General features: G+C 64.2%; 15 protein-coding genes and 1 pseudogene. 10 read left to right on the forward strand and 6 right to left on the reverse strand.

Features of this window, described 5'->3' with window-relative positions; all coding sequences use genetic code 11:
* The first annotated feature begins 196 nt into the window (after positions 1 to 196).
* The 9 genes and pseudogenes from BUS42_RS46505 to BUS42_RS16925 all read left to right on the forward strand — a co-directional run bounded on the left by BUS42_RS46505 (position 197) and on the right by BUS42_RS16925 (position 10,319).
* Complete coding sequence (locus BUS42_RS46505) at positions 197 to 340, forward strand: GxxExxY protein (RefSeq protein ID WP_083670259.1); 144 nt, start codon at positions 197 to 199, stop codon at positions 338 to 340.
* Positions 341 to 774: 434 nt separating this feature from the next.
* Positions 775 to 2,526, forward strand: coding sequence for an IS1634 family transposase (locus tag BUS42_RS16895; RefSeq protein ID WP_083670021.1), 1,752 nt, complete (start codon positions 775 to 777; stop codon positions 2,524 to 2,526).
* A gap of 77 nt (positions 2,527 to 2,603) precedes the next feature.
* Positions 2,604 to 3,101: pseudogene (locus BUS42_RS46510) on the forward strand (GxxExxY protein); the annotation flags it as partial.
* A gap of 38 nt (positions 3,102 to 3,139) precedes the next feature.
* Positions 3,140 to 3,904: a hypothetical protein gene (locus BUS42_RS45150; protein ID WP_254053562.1), complete on the forward strand. Its 765-nt coding sequence runs from the start codon at positions 3,140 to 3,142 to the stop codon at positions 3,902 to 3,904.
* Positions 3,793 to 5,250 (forward strand): HEAT repeat domain-containing protein, encoded by a 1,458-nt coding sequence (locus BUS42_RS16905; RefSeq protein WP_254053563.1) that lies wholly within the window; start codon positions 3,793 to 3,795, stop codon positions 5,248 to 5,250. Before BUS42_RS45150 ends, BUS42_RS16905 begins: the two co-directional genes overlap by 112 nt.
* 74 nt (positions 5,251 to 5,324) lie before the next feature.
* Positions 5,325 to 6,446: a vWA domain-containing protein gene (locus BUS42_RS16910; RefSeq protein ID WP_074308127.1), complete on the forward strand. Its 1,122-nt coding sequence runs from the start codon at positions 5,325 to 5,327 to the stop codon at positions 6,444 to 6,446.
* A gap of 3 nt (positions 6,447 to 6,449) precedes the next feature.
* Positions 6,450 to 7,157: a response regulator transcription factor gene (locus tag BUS42_RS16915; RefSeq protein ID WP_074308130.1), complete on the forward strand. Its 708-nt coding sequence runs from the start codon at positions 6,450 to 6,452 to the stop codon at positions 7,155 to 7,157.
* The gene (locus BUS42_RS16920; protein ID WP_074308131.1) at positions 7,154 to 8,899 is read left to right on the forward strand and encodes a sensor histidine kinase; all 1,746 of its coding nucleotides are present in this window, start codon (positions 7,154 to 7,156) and stop codon (positions 8,897 to 8,899) included. The genes BUS42_RS16915 and BUS42_RS16920 overlap by 4 nt, the downstream gene beginning before the upstream one ends.
* A 100-nt stretch (positions 8,900 to 8,999) precedes the next feature.
* Entirely contained in the window at positions 9,000 to 10,319 is a 1,320-nt protein-coding gene (locus tag BUS42_RS16925) for a DUF3386 family protein (RefSeq protein WP_074311156.1), read from the forward strand.
* A gap of 71 nt (positions 10,320 to 10,390) precedes the next feature.
* Here BUS42_RS16925 and BUS42_RS16930 read toward each other — a convergent pair whose 3' ends face one another.
* From BUS42_RS16930 to BUS42_RS16945, 4 genes are all read right to left on the reverse strand, one after another.
* Positions 10,391 to 12,103 carry a hypothetical protein gene (locus tag BUS42_RS16930; RefSeq protein ID WP_074308133.1) on the reverse strand — a complete coding sequence of 571 codons (1,713 nt, stop codon included), beginning with the start codon at positions 12,101 to 12,103 and terminating at the stop codon, positions 10,391 to 10,393.
* Between the two features lie 337 nt (positions 12,104 to 12,440).
* On the reverse strand, positions 12,441 to 13,295 hold the full coding sequence (gene kdsA / locus BUS42_RS16935) for a 3-deoxy-8-phosphooctulonate synthase (RefSeq protein ID WP_074308135.1): 855 nt from the start codon (positions 13,293 to 13,295) through the stop codon (positions 12,441 to 12,443).
* A gap of 139 nt (positions 13,296 to 13,434) precedes the next feature.
* Positions 13,435 to 14,457, reverse strand: coding sequence for a diacylglycerol/lipid kinase family protein (locus BUS42_RS16940; RefSeq protein ID WP_074308137.1), 1,023 nt, complete (start codon positions 14,455 to 14,457; stop codon positions 13,435 to 13,437).
* Positions 14,458 to 14,639: 182 nt separating this feature from the next.
* Positions 14,640 to 15,218, reverse strand: a complete 579-nt coding sequence (locus tag BUS42_RS16945; RefSeq protein ID WP_074308139.1) for a hypothetical protein — start codon at positions 15,216 to 15,218, stop codon at positions 14,640 to 14,642.
* Positions 15,219 to 15,592: 374 nt separating this feature from the next.
* Here BUS42_RS16945 and BUS42_RS16950 point away from each other — a divergent pair, with 374 nt between their 5' ends.
* The gene (locus tag BUS42_RS16950) at positions 15,593 to 16,651 is read left to right on the forward strand and encodes an isocitrate/isopropylmalate family dehydrogenase (protein ID WP_074308141.1); all 1,059 of its coding nucleotides are present in this window, start codon (positions 15,593 to 15,595) and stop codon (positions 16,649 to 16,651) included.
* 184 nt (positions 16,652 to 16,835) lie between these two features.
* On the opposite strand, the gene BUS42_RS16955 is transcribed toward BUS42_RS16950, so the two are convergent.
* Together BUS42_RS16955 and BUS42_RS16960 are read right to left on the reverse strand one after the other, a co-directional pair.
* On the reverse strand, positions 16,836 to 17,141 hold the full coding sequence (locus tag BUS42_RS16955) for a hypothetical protein (protein ID WP_074308143.1): 306 nt from the start codon (positions 17,139 to 17,141) through the stop codon (positions 16,836 to 16,838).
* A gap of 237 nt (positions 17,142 to 17,378) precedes the next feature.
* A complete protein-coding gene (locus BUS42_RS16960; protein ID WP_074308145.1) occupies positions 17,379 to 19,202 on the reverse strand; it encodes a DUF8034 domain-containing protein in 1,824 nt (607 codons plus the stop codon).
* Positions 19,203 to 19,350: the final 148 nt, after the last annotated feature.

The raw sequence follows: 19,350 nt of genomic DNA on the forward strand, positions 1-19,350 counted from the left end.
TTTGTAGGGTGGGCATGGTCCACCAGGTTTCGCGCCATGGCAGCGTCTGCTAAGCCGCCCCCCAAAACTGGCTCCTCAGCAAAATCGGTGGGTGTGGTTCGGCTCAGGGCGTAGTGTCCGGGCCCGGATGTTCCTGTTGCCGATGAAAATGGGATGAACCACGGAGACACGGAGGCACAGAGGAGAGGGAAGAGTCCTGAATGTTCAGGATTTAACGGGTCGGGTGATCGGATCGGCAATCGAGGTTCATCGAGTGCTCGCGCCGGGATTGCTGGAGTCGGCGTACGAAGAATTTTCGTGTTATGAATTGCGGCAAAACAACATCTTGTTCCAGAGGTAGCATACGTTCCGCACATCTCGCCTGCAATTTCTCGGAATTTTCACCTCCTGCTATTTCTGGCATACGCTGATGTATTGGCTCCCGCGACCCGCTCCTTCCATGATCTCCGCCACTGACTTGCTCACATCACGCCTCCTCGTCCCGCCAACCCATCGTGATCGTTCCCCATCGATTCTTCGCTTGTTTCCCATGCAAGGCAATGTCCCAACCGTTCCCTGCCTCCTTTCGGAGTCAAACTTGAGGATTCGCTTTTGACGTAAGTCTTGCGGGCCTAGACTTACGTCAAGGCGTAATTATTTCTGCAAGTCAACAAAATTTTCCACCTTGACCCGCTCGACTCTCGGACAATCATGCCGACGGGAATCACAACCCGACGCCTGTCGCCAATCGCGGGCATGTCGAGGACGATTTGATCCCTCTCGAGGCCATGGTCCATGCCAGAACAAAAACGACCGCGCCAGTCGAATCCCGCTCCCGATCTCAGTCCCGGCGAGGCGGCCCACACCGGCGGTCAGTCCCTCAAGTCCTTCCGGCTCGGCGCCCTTCCCATCCTCGATCGGATCATCCGCCGACTTCGACTGGATGACTTCCTCCGCCAATACCTTCCCCCCGAGGATGCCCGCCAAAAGATCGCCACCTCCACCGGCCTCCTTCTCTTGCTCAAGAACCTTCTCGTCTCCCGTGAACCCATGTATGGCGTCGGCCAATGGGCGAGTCGCCACCCCGCCGAGTGGTTCGCTCTGACCCCGGCCCAACTGCCCCACTGGAACGACGACCGCGTCGGACGTTGTCTCGACCGACTCTTCGACGCCAATGTCCCCTCGTTCACCCTGGCCGTCGCCACCCATGCCGTGGCGGAGTTCAACGTCGCATTGGACGAACTCCATAACGACTCGACCACAATCACCTTCCACGGCGACTATCGCGAGGCGGCCCAAGAGGACCTGATGCGGGGCCAGAAGACCCAGGCCATTACCTGGGGGCACAACAAGGATCATCGCCCTGACCTCAAACAACTGCTCTACGTCCTGACCGTCACTCGCGATGGCGGCGTACCGGTTCACTTCCGCGTCGAAAGCGGGAATACCACCGACGACCGCACTCATCGTGCCACCTGGGACCTGCTGTGCCAGTTGACCGGGCGACGGGACTTTCTCTATGTGGCCGACTGCAAGCTCGCCACCGCCGAGAACATGGCTTACCTGCACCAGCACGGCGGCCGATTCCTGAGCATCCTGCCTCGTACCCGCTCCGAAGATGGCGAATTCCGCGCGTTGTTGTACCAGGACCAGGTGACCTGGAAGCCGATCCATGAGAAGCGGGATGAGAAGGGAGTTCTCCTGGAACGCTACAGCGTGGCCGACCAGGCGACCCTCAGTGCCGAGGGCTACCGTCTGATCTGGTGTCACAGCACACGGAAAGCGGAAGTCGACGCATCATCACGTCATCAGCAAGTGGAGCGTGCGTTGCTGGCGTTGTCGGAACTGCGGTTAAAACTCAGCTCGCCGCGTAGCCGCTATCGCCAACTCGGAAAGGTCAAGGAGGCGGTCGCGGCCATCCTGGAGCCGCGGGACTTGGCCCGGTGGATCACAGTCGAAGTCGTGGAAAAACGGGAGGAAACTTACCGTCAGGAGGGGCGTGGCCGTCCCAACGACAAGACGCGCTACGTGAAAGAGGAGACCGTTCGCATCGCATTGACTTACCGCATCGACCATGTTGCTCTCGCGGCGGAAATGTGCGTCGACGGTGTCTTTCCCCTAATCACCAACGAGTTATTGCTTACTGAGGAAGAATTGCTATTAGCATACAAGCGTCAGCCGGTAATCGAGAAGCGGTTTTCGCAACTCAAGACAGACTTCGAAGTGGCTCCCGTGTACCTGCAGAACGTGGGGCGGATCCAGTCGCTGCTTTGCGTCTATTTCTTGGCCCTGTTGACCGAGGCGCTGCTGGAGCGGGAACTGCGTGCGGCGATGAAACGCGATGGTGTGAAGAGTGTGCCTCTGTACCCGGAAGGTCGAGCGTGCCATCGCCCGACGGCACGTCGGGTGATTGATTTGTTCGAGGAGGTGCAGCGTCATCAGCTGATCGTGGAGGGGCAAGCGCCAGTGGAATTCACGACCGAGCTCTCCAAGTTGCAACGCCAGATTCTGAACCTGCTTGGCATGGCGACGGCCTACGATCGCTGAAATTGCAGGCCGCCGGAAATTCGGAGATAATGAACCAGAGATGTGCGGAACGTAGGAGGTAGCAGAAGCTCCCTGTCGATTACAAGGACGTCCCGCTTGATTGTGGTTACATCATGGATATCGTCATCCCGAAATGCCTCGTCATCGAGCTGAAAACCGTCGAAAGACTGGTCCCGATCCACGAGGCGCAACTCTTGACGTACCTGAAACTCAGCAAGATTCGCCTCGGCCTCCTCCTGAACTTCAACGTCCCCGTCTTGAAGGAGGGAATCAAACGAACGATCCTCTGGATCAACGCTTTCCTCCCCCCCCTCTCTTCTCTTCCCTGTGCCTCCGTGTCTCCGTGGTTCATCCTCCCATACACTCCACCCACTGATTCCGCGGAAGAGCCCAAAAACTCAAGTTTGCGAACGCAAAGCCGAATTGGTCGAGTGGCTCGTCACAGGGTGATGTTACAGAGCTGTGACACTCGAATCGGCCAATCGCCCGTAGGATATCTACAGAGACGCAATCCCCGCCACGAAGGCGCGGACCGCGTGAAGCACGTGAGGCCGTGGCGCGGCCGAACGGGCTGACGCACCCATTCTCAAATCCCAATACAAAGGAGATCGGGATGTTGGCCAAGACTCATTCAAGAGGCCCCGGGGTTGCCACACTTGGGGCCTTGGTCTCGACCATCGTGCTCCTCATCACGTCGGCATCGCACCGCGGATTCGCGATTCAGGAGGCCGCCGCTGCCAAGGAGCAACCCAAGTCCGCGATCGCCGCGCCGGCCCGCCGGCCCGTCAAGCAAGGGATCCTCGACCTTGAGGATCCGATCGCGCGGGCCGAGTTGATCCTGGTCGTGAGGTTGGTGGGGGTGACCGAGTCCAAGGTCGTGTACGGCGGCAAGACTGAGGTCGTCACCCAGCAATTCCGGTTCGAACCGGTTCGCACGATCAAGGGAATCTTCGCTCGCGACTCGCTGTTGCTCACCGGCCAGGACCTGGGAACCCAGCAGTTTGCCGGGGGGGCCGGTCGGCTCGAACCCGGGCAGCTGCTGCTCCTCCTGCTGGGACGCCAGGGGCCGGGATACTTCAACTGCAACACGGCCGGTTCGCTCGAGCAGTCGATCCCTCGCCTCCGTGATCAGACCGACCCGCTCTTGCCCGCTGTCGAGGCACTCCTCGCGGTGACCCAGACTCGCGACCGCACCGTCAAGGTGGCGACCCTGCTCAGCGCCCTCGGCAAGGCCAAGGACCGGGACGCCACCCCCTGCTCCTCTCGTTGCGCCGTCGGGCCCTGCTCGGGGCTCAGATCCCCGACGCCACTCGGATCGTCTCGCGATTCCTGGGCGATCCCGCCCCCGAGGTCCGCGAGGTCACGGCCACGACCCTAGCCGCGCTGCTCGACGCCGACTATCTCCACCAAGGCGGGTTGCGTGAACAGGCGGTAAAGTCCATCGTCGCCGCGCTGGATACCGCCGGGCCTGACCTGAGCGTGCGAGTCGCCCTGTTCCATGCGCTGGGCGCGGCGGGCGAATCGGCCCGTCGCGTCGAGCCAGCTTTGGAGTGGCTCCGGGCCGACCGCCCCGCGGCCACCTTCGCCGAACTCGGGGCGCGGCTGCGAGCCATCGGCCGGAGCGGCCGGGCCGACCAGCGTGACGCCATGGGAACGTTCCTCGATCAACTGCCGCTCGACGCTCCCGCCGAGATCCAGGCGGCCGCGGGCCAGGCACTTGGCGTACTCGCTCCCCAAGAGGCCGCGCGTCGACTTCTGAAGCGACTCATCAGTCAGTCGGACGCAGGACTTGGAATGAGCAGTGAGCTCACCCTCCTCGGTGAACTGCCGCGCGACGTGGCCGCCCCAGCGCTCGTCGAAGCCTCGGCTCGGATCGAGAACCAAGGCGAACGGCTCGCCTTCGCCACCGCTTGCGTCAAGGTGGCCGACCCCCGCCTCGGCCCCGCGCTGGGCGGCCTGCTCGACCCGCGGTTTGGAAACGTCCGCTGGCAAGCGAGCGAAGCGCTCCGACGGATCGACACGAACGATGCGGCAAGCCTCCTCTCGCCCCACCTGGGGGAGGAGGCCGACCTGCACCGCAAGCTGGTGATGGCCGAGTTCCTCGGCCGCCACGGCTTCCGCGGTGGCTATCCGTACGCGATCGAGCATATGTCGGCCCCGGAACTCCAGGATGCGGCCGTCGAGGCGCTGGCCGCGATCCAGGAGCCGAAGGCTGTCCCCGAGCTCAGAAAGATCTGGGAGAGCAGCCACGACCTCGCCTGGAACGCCGCCGCGATCCGGGCACTGGGCCGGCTCGGCCAGGCCGACATCGCACCTCGGCTGCTGGAACTGGCCGGCGACCGGAGGAATCCGCTGGTGGCCCCTGCCCTGATCGCGCTGGGCGACCTGCAAATCGGCAAGGCGCTGCCGCTCGTCCTCGACAGCCTCGGGTCCCGGAACGACGAGGTTGTCATCGCGGCCGCCCGCGCCGCCGGCAAACTCCTGGCCGGCCCCGCCGCCAAGTCCGACGAGATCCGCGACCGACTCGCCGCGCTCGTGGCCGACCCTGACGCCTCGCAACCGGTGCGGGGAGCGGCCCTGGAATCGCTGGTCGCGCTGAACGACTCGCGGCTCGAATCGGCGCTCGCCGTCGCGGCCCGGGACGGTGCCCTCGAAGGCAGCGTGCTGATGCCTCGACTCGAGGAACTGTTGGCAGCCCACAAGGTCAAGCTGACCCCAAAATGACGACCCATTTCATTTTCAATGGACCGTGTCTGCACATCCACAAATAATGACTCAATCCCAAGGAGTGACGACCCATGAAGCGCATCCTGACGATCGCGGCATTTGCGGTATCCGGCTGGCTCGGCCTGCTCGGCGCCGCGGAGGCGAAGGGGCCGGCGATCCAGATCGCCCTCCTGCTCGATACGAGCAACAGCATGGACGGCCTGATCGACCAGGCGAAGAGTCAACTCTGGAGTGTGGTCAATGAGTTCATTCACGCAAAGCGCGATGGCCGGCCCGCTTCGATCGAAGTCGCGCTTTACGAGTACGGCAACGATAACCTGCCGGCCGAGGAAGGCTTCGTCCGCATGGTCGTGCCCCTGACCGACGACCTGGACACGGTCTCGGAGAAGCTGTTCGCCCTGAAGACCCGAGGGGGCAGCGAGTTCTGCGGGCAGGTCATTCGCGATGCCACCAGCCAGCTCACCTGGAGTCGGGCGAGTGGAGTCTACAAGGCGATCTTCATCGCGGGCAACGAGCCGTTCACCCAAGGGTCCGTTGACTACCATGGAGCCTGCCGCGGAGCGATCAAGAAAGGGATCATCGTCAACACGATCTTCTGCGGCCCGAATTCGGAGGGCGAACAGACCGGTTGGAGCGCCGGGGCCGTGCTGGCCGACGGCCGGTATATGAGCATCGACCACAATCACAAAGTCGTGGCGATCCCCTGCCCGCAGGACGACGAGATCAGGCGACTGGGCCTCGACTTGAACAAGACGTATGTCCCTTATGGTAGGATGGGCTTCGAGGGCCAGGCGCGGCAGGCCGCTCAGGACGCCAACGCGAGCACGGTGTCCCCCAGCGTCCTCGCCTCGCGCGCGGTCTCGAAGAGTTCCTTGAACGTCTACTGCAACGATACATGGGACCTGATCGATGCGATCAAGACCGGCAAATGCAAACTCGATGACCTGAAGGACGACGACCTGCCGGCGGACCTCCGCAAGCTCAGCAAGGCCGAACGTCTGGCCTGCCTCAACGACAAGTCCGCCCAACGCGAGACGGTCCAAAAACGCATCCTCACCCTGCACCGGGAGCGTGAGACATTCCTGGCCGCCGAGCGAAAGAAACAGGCGGCCGGGAGTGAGGAGACGCTCGACACGGTGATCCTCAAGGCGGTCCGCGAACAAGCAGCCCGCGCCAACATCCGGTTCGAGTAGACCATGAACGGCAAGACAGTCCTGGTCATCGAGGATGATCCGGCGATCCGCCGGGGCCTGATCGACGCCCTGGCGTTCGCCGGATATGCCACTCTGGAGGCGAGCGACGGTCTCGCGGGCTGTCGCGCGGCGCTCGCTGCCGATTGCGATCTCCTCCTGCTCGACCTCGTCCTGCCCGGCCGCGATGGGCTCGATATCCTTCGCGAGGTCCGGCTCGCCCGGCCGAACCTGCCCGTGATCGTCCTGACGGCCCGGGCTTCGGAAGACGACCGCGTGCGAGGACTGTCTTCAGGGTCCGATGATTATATTACCAAGCCATTCAGCATTCGCGAGTTGCTGGCGCGGGTCGAGGCCGTCCTGAGGCGATCGCCCGGTCGGCCGCCAGGCGTCCGCCACGTCGAGTTCCTCGGGGGCCTGGCCGATCTCGAGCGGCGTGAGGTCCGGTTCGACGATGGCGGGCGCAGCGACCTTTCCGAACGAGAGAGCGAGTTGCTCCTCTACCTCGCCAGCCACACGGAACGGGTGATCTCTCGCGAGGAGATCCTCGCGAATGTCTGGGGGCTCGACCCGGCCGGAATCACGACCCGGACGATCGACATGCATGTGGCCCGACTCCGCGAGAAGCTGCGGGACGACTCCGAACGGCCGCGGATTATCCTGACGGTGCGCGGACTCGGCTACATGCTCCGCGCCGGGGACGTAACCCCATGAGGAAGCATCCCGGCTGGATCTGGCTCGCGTTCGGCCTCTGCGTCACCCTGGCTGCCGTGGCGATGACCCGAGTGAGTGCGGTGGCCCTCGAGTTGGAACGCGCCGAGTCGCGGATCCGGCGCCAGGCGGCCCGCGACGAGAACTTGCAGCTCGCATTGTGGCGGATGGATTCGGCGCTGGCGCCGCTCATCGCCGAAGAGGGGATGCGCCCCTATTTCACCTACACCTCGTTCTATCCCGCCGAACGTGCTTATACGCACATGCTCGAGGCCGTGAATAAAGGGGACGTGCTGGTCGCTTCCCCGTTACTGACCTACACCTCACCGCGGATCCGCCTGCACTTCCAGTTCGGTCCCGATGGCCGCCTGAATTCCCCGCAAGTCCCCGAAGGGAACATGCGGGCCCTCGCCGAGTCGCGGCTGCTCCCCCCCGGTCAACTGGACGCCGCGGCCCACCGGTTCGCTCGCTTGCGAGGCTTGGTGAGCGAGCCGGCGATGGACCTCTGCTGCGAACCGCAGGCAACCCCCTCCCGCAAATCGACGGATATCCTCGGCATGTTTCCGGATCAGGCCGCGACCGACCCAGGCCAGCAGTCGCGCGGATCGATCGAATACATGATGCGTTATCGAAACAAAACAAGGGCTCAAGCGGTCGCTCCCGAGCGGTTACTCGCGACCAGTGAGCCGGTCTCACAAGCCCCGATGGAGGCCGCCTGGATCGGCGAGTCCTTGATTTTAGGGCGTCGGGTCCGGGTCGGCCCCAAGACGTTCCTTCAAGGCTGCTGGCTGGATTGGGAGGCGATCCGCGCCGAGTTGCTGGCAAGCGTCGTCGATCTGGTGCCAAACGCGACTCTCGAACCGGTGCAAGCCGACGATCAAGCGCCAACCCGCCGACTCGCCGCGCTCCCCGCCCGGCTGGTGATGCCACCCGCTGAGGCGGAAGTCCGGACCTCGTGGTCACCGGTTCGCCTCTCGCTCGGGATCACCTGGGCCTGCCTGATTCTCACCGCGGGGGCCGTCGCGCTTTTGCTCGGTGGAGCCCTTTCTTTAAGCGAGCGGCGCGGAACCTTCGTCTCGGCCGTGACCCACGAGCTGCGGACGCCGCTGACAACCTTCCGGCTCTACACCGAGATGCTCGCGGAGGGGATGGTTCGTGACCCCGAGACGCAGGCGTCCTACCTGCAGACCCTCCGCAACGAGTCCGAGCGGCTGGGCCACCTCGTGGAGAACGTCCTGTCGTTCGCCTGCATCGAGCGGGGACGGTCGATCGACCGCCGCGATCTCCTCGAGGTTGCGGACCTGATCGCGCGCGTTCAACCGGCGCTGGCGGCCCAGGCCGATCGGGGCGGAATGGAGTTCGTGGTGAGTCACGAACTCCCCGACGTCCGGATCCGCACCGACGTCTCGCTCGTCGAGCAGATCCTGGCGAACCTCGTCGACAACACCGCGAAGTATGCCAATCGCGCGGACGATCGGCGCATCGAGCTGGAATTCGCGGTCGCGCCTGCGAGGCTCGCCGTCTCAGTCCGGGACCACGGTCCGGGCCTGCCCGACCGAGCGATCCGCCGCCTCTTCCGCCCGTTCTCGAAATCGGCCCACGACGCCGCCCATTCCGCGCCTGGCGTTGGCCTGGGACTGGCCCTCAGCCGCCGCCTGGCGCGAGCCCTGGGGGGCGACTTGCGGCTCGGTGCCAACGGCCCGGACGGGGTGAGCTTCGTGCTCACGCTCCCGATCGAGGCTTGACGACGGCCGGTTGCCCGCCGCGGTCCCGACGGGTAGGCTGACGAAGACTTGCCCCTTTGGGATGACCGCGACAGTTTCGCAGAGTGAGGACGTCATTCAAATGCTCACCTTATCGCCTTTAGTGATGACGGTTTGTGCCCACTTCCTGTTCATCCGGATTGGCCCGGCGGCCGAGGCCGGGCGATCGGCTGAGGTCTACTTCAGTGAGCAGGCGGAGGCGGGCGACCCGTCGTTTGTCAGCAAGATCGCCGGCACGAAGCTGTGGGTGCAAACGGCCCCCGGTTCGTTCAAGCCGCTCGAGGTGCGCGAAGGGGTCGACCGGCTCCGCGCTCCCCTGCCCGACGCGGAGACGCTGTCGGTCGTAGGGTCGTGCGAATACGGGGTGCTCGCCCGCCCCAAGGAAGTTCCGTTCTTGCTCCGCCACTACCCCAAGGCGATCGCGGGCGACCCCGAGGCGCTCAACCAGTTGACGGCACGCGGGGAGATGATCCCCCTTGAAATCATGGGCCAAATCGAAGGGGACAAGATTCACCTGGTCCTCCTCAAACAGGGCAAGCCCGTACCGGGGGTGGTCTTCCACGCGGTGGATGCCGACCTGACCGAGTCGGAAGCCAAAGCAGGCCCCGACGGAACAGCGGTCTGGACGCCCCCCGCCCCGGGCCCGTATTCGATCTATGCGCGGGACACGATCCAGCGCTCGGGAGAGGCGGGAGGCAAGTCCTATGAGGAGATCCGCGAGTTCGCCACGCTCGCGTTTGCCTGGCCGCTCGGCTCCCGGCAGGCCGACCCCGAGGCGGTCTCCCTCTTCGAACAGGCCCTGGCCGCGCGGGCGCAGTGGAACGAGTTCCCCGGCTTCTCCGCCAACCTGGCTGGCGAATCCAATGGACGCCCTTATTCGGGCTCAGTCCGGTTCCTGGCTGATGGCAAGGTCGAGTTGAAAGTCGACGACCCGGTCGCCCGCCCTTGGCTCAAGGAGCAGTTCGAATCGCTCGCCATGCACCGCCGCGCCGAGGCGGCCGACCCCGAGGACAAGCCGGTCCTCCGCTTCGCCGACGATCGAGAAGACCATCCGCTTGGCCGACTCCTGACCTTCGACGGCGGCCGGTTCGCGTCAAGCTATCGCATCAAGGATCAGCAAATCCGGGTGGTCAACCGGCGCATCGGGCCGAAAAACATGACCATCACCGTGCTCGACAACGACCGGAACGCCGAGGGCAAGTTCCTGCCGCACAGCTACGTCGTCCACCATTGGGACGCCTCGACCGGCAACCTCGAAAGGGTCGAAACCGTCCAGGAGCGCTGGCAGCGCATCGGCTCGTGGGATTTACCGGTCTCGCACACAACAAGCCTCGCGTCAGGGGGCGGGTTCTCGGTCCGCCACGTCACGCTTTCCGAGCACGAGCTGCTGAAGGCAAACTAAAGAATTCGATTTCCCTGGGACCGCGAGGGCCCCGCCCGCGGTCCCAGGGAAAGGCATCCCAGTGGTCGACGTCACTCAGTTCGCTTAAGAAATTCGGGCGGCGCATTCGGCGTGGATGACGGAGCCGAAGGCAAGGGGTCTGGTAGCGGAGCGAACGGATCGTTCAGGACCAGGTCGCGAGCCCGAAGCAGATTGCCTTGGTGTTGGGCGGTCGCATCGGCCTCGGAGTAATAGGCCACAGCCGACGCCAAATCGCCCTGGGCCTCGTTCAAACGCCCCAGGTTGCTCTGCGCTCCCCATCGGAACATGTAGTAATAAGGCTGCCGAGGACCGGGGGCGGGGAGAACCTTGAGGGTGGCTTTGAAGAACAGTTCCGCCCGATCGAGGTGCTTCTGATCCCGACCGAGGTCCTCTTGCTCCAGTTTTGCCAGACCCAGGAAATAAGTGGAGTACATATTCAGCGCATCCTGAATCTCCTGAGGCATCGGCGTTTTCTTATCCATCAGGACCGGCTTCTCGGCAAACCGGAAGGTCATGTAGTCGCTCACGGCCTCGGGCAGCTCACCCCGGAGTTGCTTGATCCGGGCGTAGAGCAAGGGGAACTCCGGCCGGAACAGGAAGAGGGCGTGCTGGGTCGCCTGAACGAATTCTCCGCTGGTGAACAGCATGGTCTCGACCATCAGCGGCAGGGGCCAAGGAGCAACGTCCCCCGCGTGCGTGCCGATAGCCTTGGTGAATTCCTGGCTCTGAGCGACCGGATCGCGGTAGAGGACCGTCTGGTACTTGCCCGGCAGGCTCTTCTCCAACAGGAGCATCCGCGGTGCGTAGTAGCCCGGGCTCGAGTCGATCAAGGCGCCGATCTTGGTCGTGTCGGCCGCCAGTAACTCGTGAGTGGGGCGATAGGGCGGAGCGCCCGGAGCGTTCAGCCGACCGAGCACCTCCGGGTCGGCCAGGGCTTGATCGAGCGTGGCCACCCCTTTGCCGTCGGGGCCAGTGATCTCGATACCGAGCCGGGGATCGAAGAGGTAGAGCTTGCCTTCGATCAGGGCCGCGGTGATCCAGGAGATCGGCTCCTTCGCGTCTTTCGGCTGGTAGGTCAAGACGGCGACGTCTACCCCGAGCTGCCGGCAGAGAGACATGAACAGCCATCCCCGCTCGGACCAGCCGCCGTCCGCCTCGGTCGCCATCCCGCGCAACAGCATGTCGTAGGGGCGGACCTGCGCCTGGGGGAGCCCCGGGGCGGCGAGCGTACCGGCCGGCGCGAGCTGGACCTGGCGGATCATCCAATCGAACACGCGGCGCACCCGGGTCAAGTCGTCGCCATTGCCACCGATCCGGGTGGCGATCCCGTGGTAGAGCATGCAGTCTTCAAGGTGCCGCGAGTCGGGCATCTCGAACGTGGTTCGCTCAAACCCCGCCATGACCTGCTCGGGCAACTTCGACGCTTTCAGGTAGCCGCGAACCTCGGGCGTCAAGGCAAATTGGGACCGGGGAATGTCCTCGAAATAGGTGTTCAACTTGAGGACGGCCAGCTTGAAATTATCGCCACCGGGCTTCAGGGCCGCCGACTGAATCAGGCTGATCACGCTTTCAAGAATCGTCGGCTTCATGTCATTGAAGCCGGCATCGCCCGCAGTCGCGGACGAAGCCGTGCCGTCCTGCTCACCCTCGGTGTTGATGGCACTGGTCGCGGCGGGCGGTAAATCGGAGCTGGAGTAGTCGCATCCGGCCCACATCGAGGCCAGGCAAATGAGGACAGCCAGGAGACTGAGACGCCACTTCAAGGGGATGACTCCTGATCCGTCGACAAGACTCGATCGTGGGGCGGTCGCTCGACGGAAGTCGACAGCCCGGCCCGGCCTGGTGACCGACCGACCGACTGATCCGGTATAAAACTAAGGAACTCGGACAATCAGGGAGAGGACGAGGATCCGAAACCCGCTCAAGACTGTCCCATCGCTCCATTGTTGCGGATGAGCGGCGGGCGCGGCGAGACCGATACCGGTCGCGCCGGCCATTTTCCCTGACTACGTGGCCCAGCAGACCACGGTTCGGCCACGGCGGCGAGAAAAAAAGAGGCCAGGCGCAACGCCCCGCCTCATCGGTCGGGTCAACAGGCCTTCAGGCGAGCCCGACGGACTCGTCGTCCGCGATCGCCTCGCGAATTCGCAGGCAGGTCCGCAGGAGACCGGCCAGGTCATCGAGTCGCAGCGCGTTCGGGCCGTCCGAGAGCGCCTCGTCGGGGCGGGGGTGAACCTCGAGGAAAAGGGCATCACACCCGGCGGCCACGGCGGCCTTGGCCAGATAGGGCACCATCGCGCGCTCGCCCGCAGTCACGGTTCCGCCCCCCCCGGCGCTCGGCAACTGCACCGAGTGAGTGGCGTCGAAGACCACCGGGGCGCCGGTGGCTTGCATCTGCGGGATCGCCCGGAAGTCGTTGACCAGCCGGCCATATCCAAAGGTCGTCCCGCGTTCGGTCAAGAGCACGCCCGCATCGCTCAAGGAGGTGATCTTGGCGACGACGTTGGACATGTCCCAAGGGGCCATGAACTGCCCCTTCTTGACGTTGATCGGCCGGCCGGTCGCCGCCGCCGCCTCGAGCAGGTCGGTCTGCCGCGCCAGGAAGGCGGGAATCTGGAGCAGGTCGACCACCTTGGCGATCGGCCCGGCCTGTTGAGACTCGTGGACGTCAGTCGTCACCGGCAGGCCCGTCTCGGCCTTGACCCGCTCGAAGACCTTCAGCCCCTCGTCGATTCCGGGGCCTCGGTAGCTCGACTTCGAGGTCCGGTTCGCCTTATCGAACGACGCCTTGAAGATCAAGGGGACCCCCAACGCGCCGCAGACCTCGACCAACCGCCGCGCGATCACCAGCGTCAGGTCGTTCGGCTCCATCACGCAGGGACCACAGATCAGGGCCAAGGGACGGCCCCGACCAATCTCGACCTGACCAACCGACACGGGGTTCAATGAGGCCACGGCACTCCCTCCCTGGGCTAGGGCGAAGGGACGGCGATCGTCCCTCCGACGCGCGGCGCAAATCGACCGGCGTCCGGGCCGATCTTATCGCGCACCAGCCCCGATGACGACCCGAACCGGGTCCCCTTTCCCCTTCGGCTCAACCACCGTCGGGCACGAGCACCTCGATCGCGTTGGGAAGCACTTCGACCGTCCAGTCGCCATCGGGATGGCCATCCGGCGAGACGCAGCCCCCCGGGTCGCCGTCGAGCTGGACCGGAACCGTCTCGGCTGAAGTGACGACCACGCGGCGGACCCGACGGTGTTCGACCCCGTCGCGGTCAAGATGGATCCCGCGCAGGACCATCCACAAGTAGCGTAACGACTGGAGTGGACCGGCATTACGAAAGACGATCAGGTCCAGCCAGCCATCATCGCCGCGGGCGGCGGGGGCGAACGGAAGGCCGAGCGCGTAGCGCGGGAGGTTGAAGATGAAGGCGGTCGCGCCGACCAAGGTCTCCTCCGCTCCCGGGTCGGTGATCGACAACGTGAGCGGCGGGAAGCGATACTCCAGGCTCGACCGCAGCACCGACTCAACGTAGGCGGCACGGTGGGTCGGCCGGGCCACTCCCGCGCGCCCGACTCGGGTCGAGTGGTGCCGGGCGACGACATCGGCGTCGAAACCGATGCCCGCCATCAAGGTAAACCGCCGCGTCGTCGTGAGCCCGAGGTCGAGCTGGGCGACCGATCCGGCCGCGATGATCGAGGCGAGCCGGGCGGGGTTGCGATCGAGCCGAAAGTGGCGGGCGAACAGGTTTTCCGTCCCCGCGGGCAGGACGGTAATCGGCACGGTCGGATGTTCGTTGACCAGGGCCGCCACCGTGCCGTCGCCGCCCGCCGCAACCAGGCAACGGCAACCCGCCGGGTCAGCCGCCGACTCCGCCACCAAAGTCGATCGCTCTTCCAGCGACCAGGCCACTCGGGTGCTGAGTCCCAGCCGCTCGAGCTCGGCCTGGAGCCGCTCGACCTGGCGACGACCACGGCCACGCCCCGATCCGGGATTGGCCGCGATCCCGACCCAGGGTTGGGCCGATTCCGGTGCCTCGCTACGAAACTGGACCGTACCTGATCGAGCGTTGCCATTGCGCTCGCTCTCAGGTCCGGGCGTGCCGCCCTCGGTCATCCCGCCGCCTTCCCGAACAGACTTCGCTGAAACAAATCACGCCCATGAGGGACCTTGTAGGCTAGCCACAGGTCCCCCTCGGCGTCAACTCGGGCCACTTCCTTGAAGCGAAGCGAGCGGCGGTATAAGCCATCCCACAAAACCCAAGGAAGTTCGGGCCGCGATTCTGAATCAAGGCCGGTTCAAAGAGGTCGGACCAACGAGGCAGGTCGTCCGGTCCGTCGCGTGGTGCTCTTGAGCATCCGTTCGACCACGGTCTTGTTCGACTCGAGCAGCGACTTGAATTCATCGCGCAGTTGCGTGAGCTCGTTCAAGAGCTCGGTGTTTGCGGCCTTGAGCTCGTCGACGCTCATTCGGGCCGCGGCCAGCCCCGCGGTCTCGTTCTGCTGCTCCTGGTCGCGGTCCTTGCGAGCGACCTGAGCTTTGGCGACCGCGTTTTGGAGCGTCGCGAGCTGAACCTTGACGCTCGTCTGGATCTCGATCGCCTCGGCCTTGGCCCGCTCGACGTCCGCGACCCTGGCGCGGAGGACGGTCTGTTCGGCCTCCGAAGTCAACTGCTCCAGGGAGATCTTCGCTTGGAGATCCGCAATGGCCTGGGTGTTTTTGGCCACATCGCCCTCGAGAGTCGCGATCTGCGTGGTTTGCTTGGCCAGCGCCTGAGTCCACTCCATATTCAGAGTGGCAACCGTCGAGACCAGGATGATCCAGACGGGCAGGAGCAGTAAGACCAGGACGACTAGGACTTTCCCCGCTGTGGACATCGGACCTCTCCTGCCTTTTCGCGGAGTCGAAATCTCGAAATGGTTTCACGCCGCGCGGATGGCTCAGGGGCCGTCTTCAAAAAACTTGGAAGTGACGCATCGAAGCCGTTGCGCCGCGAGTCGATCGACGCGACATACCCCAATATACCCCCCGTCTTTCCAAGTTGCCAAGTCTCTCAGATCCAATCCATCCGCCGACCACGTCGAACTCAAGGTCTGCGACTGTTTTGCCACCCTCAATGATTGCATCGCGTTTGACGCACTTCAGGCCAACTCCCTACAATCAGAACCTTACAGCCCAAGGGAGAGACGCGGCAAACCGGTCCGTGGTACCAAACCCGGATCGAATCTTTATTCAGAGGGCCTTGCCGACCATGCGTCCGACGTATCAGGTCACCGAACTTCTGGGCGATGGGATCGGCCCGGAGCTGTCACGCGCCGTTCACACGCTGGCTGAGGCGCTGCCGATCCGCCTTGAATTCGTCCCGGTCGACCTGACCTTGGAGAACCGAAGAGCCCAGGGGCTCAAGATTTACGACAAAGCCGTCGAGGCCGTCACGGCGAGTCGAGTGGCCTTGAAGTACCCCACGGTGACGGCCGAGGAAAGCCCCAACGCCATCCTCCGACGGCGGCTCGACCTTTCGGTCATCCATCGTCCGGTTTACACCATCCCCGGCGTGCCGACCAACTTCCGTCGCGAGCTCGACATCGACATCGTCCGGATCGCCACCGGCGGCACTTACGACGACCCCGGCCGGATGATTGGTGACGACGGCGCGGTCAGCCTCCGGATTGTCGAGCGGCGACCGGTCCGCGAAGCCGCCCGCTATGCGTTCACCCTGGCGCGACGGACCGGCAACAAGCGCGTCACGAGCGCCTCGAAATATACGATTCAGAAGGCGACCGACGGCCTGTTCGAGAGCATCGCCAAGGAAGTGGCCGCCCAGTTTCCCGAGGTCCCGCACAATAGCGAGCTCTTCGACGCCCTCCTCGGCAAGGTCATCATGACCCCCGAGCGGTTTCAAATCGTGCTCGTTCTCAACGAGTATGGCGACTTCCTCTCCGACATGGCGTGCGGACTCGCCGGCTCACTAGGCATCGGCGCCAGCGCCAACCTCGCGTTCGACGCCGCCGCGGTCGTCCGGGTCGCCCTGTTCGACGCCGCCCACGGCACCGCCCCCGACATCGCCGGCAAGAACCTGGCCAACCCGACGGCCATCTTCCTCGCCCTCTCGATGCTGCTCTACCAGCTTGGCGAAACCGACCTCGGCCACACGGTCAAAACGACCACCCTCGACCTCCTTCGCCAGGGAGTTCGGACCCGTGACCTGGGCGGCGAGGAATCGACCGACTCGTTCACAGCGGCCGTCGCCGCCGAAGTCACACGCCGGCTCGCCGAGGCGAAGGAACTGCCCGCCACCCCCCTGCCCTGAGCGACGCCAAACCCCAATCAACGAACCCTGAGCGGGCGGCCGACTCAAAAGAGTTAAGGCCGCCCGCTCAGGGTTGAATTCATCGTGGTGCCGTAGCCTCAGCCTCACTTGGCTTGCATGGCGTTGTATGACCCGATTCGGGCAACGGCCGGTCCGCGAGTGAACGCTCCGAAGAGTCGCTCCGTCAGACGCCCGGCGAACTGGAGACGGAACGCCACGCGGCGGCCTTCGCCTTGACCAAGGCTCCCGCGGGACGGGAGATGTGCCGCGGCAGGTTCCGCGCGGCCTCGAGTTCAACCAACAGCCGGCGCCGTTCGCGGCGGGCCACCAGCAGGCCCCCCACCAGCACGGTCTCAACCGCAACAATCGGCAAGACCCCCTCGACTCCGCGGACGAAGGAAACCGGACTCGGCGTAGCAACCAGACTCAGCAGGAGCGGGAAGGCGAGGATCAAGCTGACGGAAACTCGCCGGGCCCATGGGTTACGCATTGTGAACCGCTCCTTCCGACTGGGGACCTCCTGCCCAGGTATTATCCTCCGAGACATATCGCGCCGTACCTGTTACTCTAGGTCATGCTTTCGGTGCCGCAAGCAAAAAATGTAGCGTTTCGGGGGTCTTTGCCCTCCACGCTCCGTACATCTGTCAGTAAAGCCTTTCCAGTAAACGCCTTTGGGGGCGACAAGTAAAATGCGGCGACGCCTCGGCCCTCTCCTTCCTGACAGACTTTAGGGCCGATCCCAGGGGGCGAGCAACGTCGGCCGATTGACGAACCGGTTCATCGCAATCTTGAGTCGAGTCCCGCCCCCAGGCGCAAGTCGGACGGTAAATTGGCTGTCCTTGATCGGGGTCTCGGTGTCGCCTGGCTCCGAGACGGACAAGAACTGGTGTTCGGCATAGGCCCCGGCCTGGACGACGAGTGTCCGCGCCGCGACCTGGCTGGTGTTGACGAGTGTGAGCGTCACGCTGTCGCCCGTCATGGCTTCGACCAGAGCGGCGACGTCTTCGGGAACCCCGGCGCGTCGGGCGATCGGATCGAAATAACGTAGGCGGCAATGCAAGGCCGAGCCACGTCGGGTGATGTGCAGTCCCCCTTGCATCAGTTGGATCAAGGCGGTCACGCTCGCCGGGTTGTACTCCATCGGGTCGTCGGCAAGCCGGGTATCGGGCGAGGTGGAGTCGAGACGCATTCCCTCGACGCGCTGGCGGATCCGCGCCAGGTCGCCACGCAAGGCGCGGACCGGGTAGCCGGAGTCTCCGCCGTCGAGGTATTTGAGCCAGGGGTCGCCGGCCGTGGCGGCCCGATCGGCAGGCTTCATCGACAGGTAGTAGATCTCCAGAGCATTGAACCGATAGGGACCGGGCTCGAAGGCGTACCAGCCGTCGTCGCCGTACATCCGGGGGGTCAACAGCTTGCCCTCCACCGTCTTGCCCATGGCGTTGATGACGTCGGCCTGCTTGCGCCAGAGGTCGAGGTAGCGGTCATTACCAGTCAACAAATAGGCATTCATGAATCCAACAAACGACCAGTGGACCCGGTTGCGGTGATCCATCAGGCCGGTTTGCGGAACCCGGACGGTGAATGCCCAGCCATAGGTTCCGCCGTACCACTTGCCGTCGCTCGCCCCGCCGATCCTGCCGTCGAGGCCGATGTTGCTCGGGATCACGCCGCCGTTGGCTTCCATTCGCCCGGCCCAGGCGTCGACATACTCGAGCAACCACCGCTGGTACTTCTCCTCGTGCGTGAGCATATAGGCATTCAACGCCAGGCTCGTCGCCAGGAGGTTGAGCGGGTGGTCGCCGACAATGTCGGTGTACTCCTGAAAATGAGCGAGCATCTCGTCATAACTTCGCTCGCCATGGCCGAGCTTGAACCGGCTCTCGACCTCGATCGGGTCACCCGCCCAGTCCCTGGCCGTCGCCTTGCGGAGCAAAGGACCGCGGCTCCCGTTAAATAGGCTACGGATGATCTTCTGTTCCGGGTCGTAGTTGGGCGCTCCGGGGTCTTCGTTCATGTAGAACCCGGCGAACCGCCGCACGCGATGCCCGTACTTCACGTCGCCAGGGTCGGAGAGCCCCTGCAAATTGAAGACGGAGAGTCCTTCCGCATTATGCTGCCAGTCGAACATCACCGGGAATTCTTTGTAGTACATGCCGTCGACCGCGAGCGGAACCTGCTTCGTCCTGGCCTCGGTGAACTGCCGCAAGTGCCCCTCCCAGGCCTTCTTGTACATTTGAAGCACCTTATCAGGGGCTCCCAAGGCGTGGAGATGCGGCCAGTCGTTGCAGTTCTCGATCGCGTCGTCCGGACCGTCGTCGCCCCCCCAGCGTGCGACGCATTCAAGGTATCCATTGTCATCAAAATATTTCGCGAAGAATTCCTCGCAGGCCGCCGTGTTGGCCCGGAACAGTTCTCGTTCCAGAAGCGCCCATTCCGGAGGCGTCATCGGCGACGCAACGCGGATCGTGACCCCGCCGGCCCCACGAAGCGGCAAAGCAAGCAGAAGGCAAACCGCCAGCCCCCAAACCACGCGGCCCAATCGACCCCTCATCGCATCCTCACTTCTTATTATCATACTTTCCACATCAGACTCAGCCTGAATGGCCGAACCGCTTTCGTGATTGACTTCGGCGAAGATCCTCGCTTGAACCGAGCCGCGCACGCAGCGGAGCGGAGTCAGCGTTCACAGATTGACGTTC

The sequence above is a fragment of the Singulisphaera sp. GP187 genome (assembly GCF_900129635.1).
Lineage (GTDB): Bacteria > Planctomycetota > Planctomycetia > Isosphaerales > Isosphaeraceae > Singulisphaera.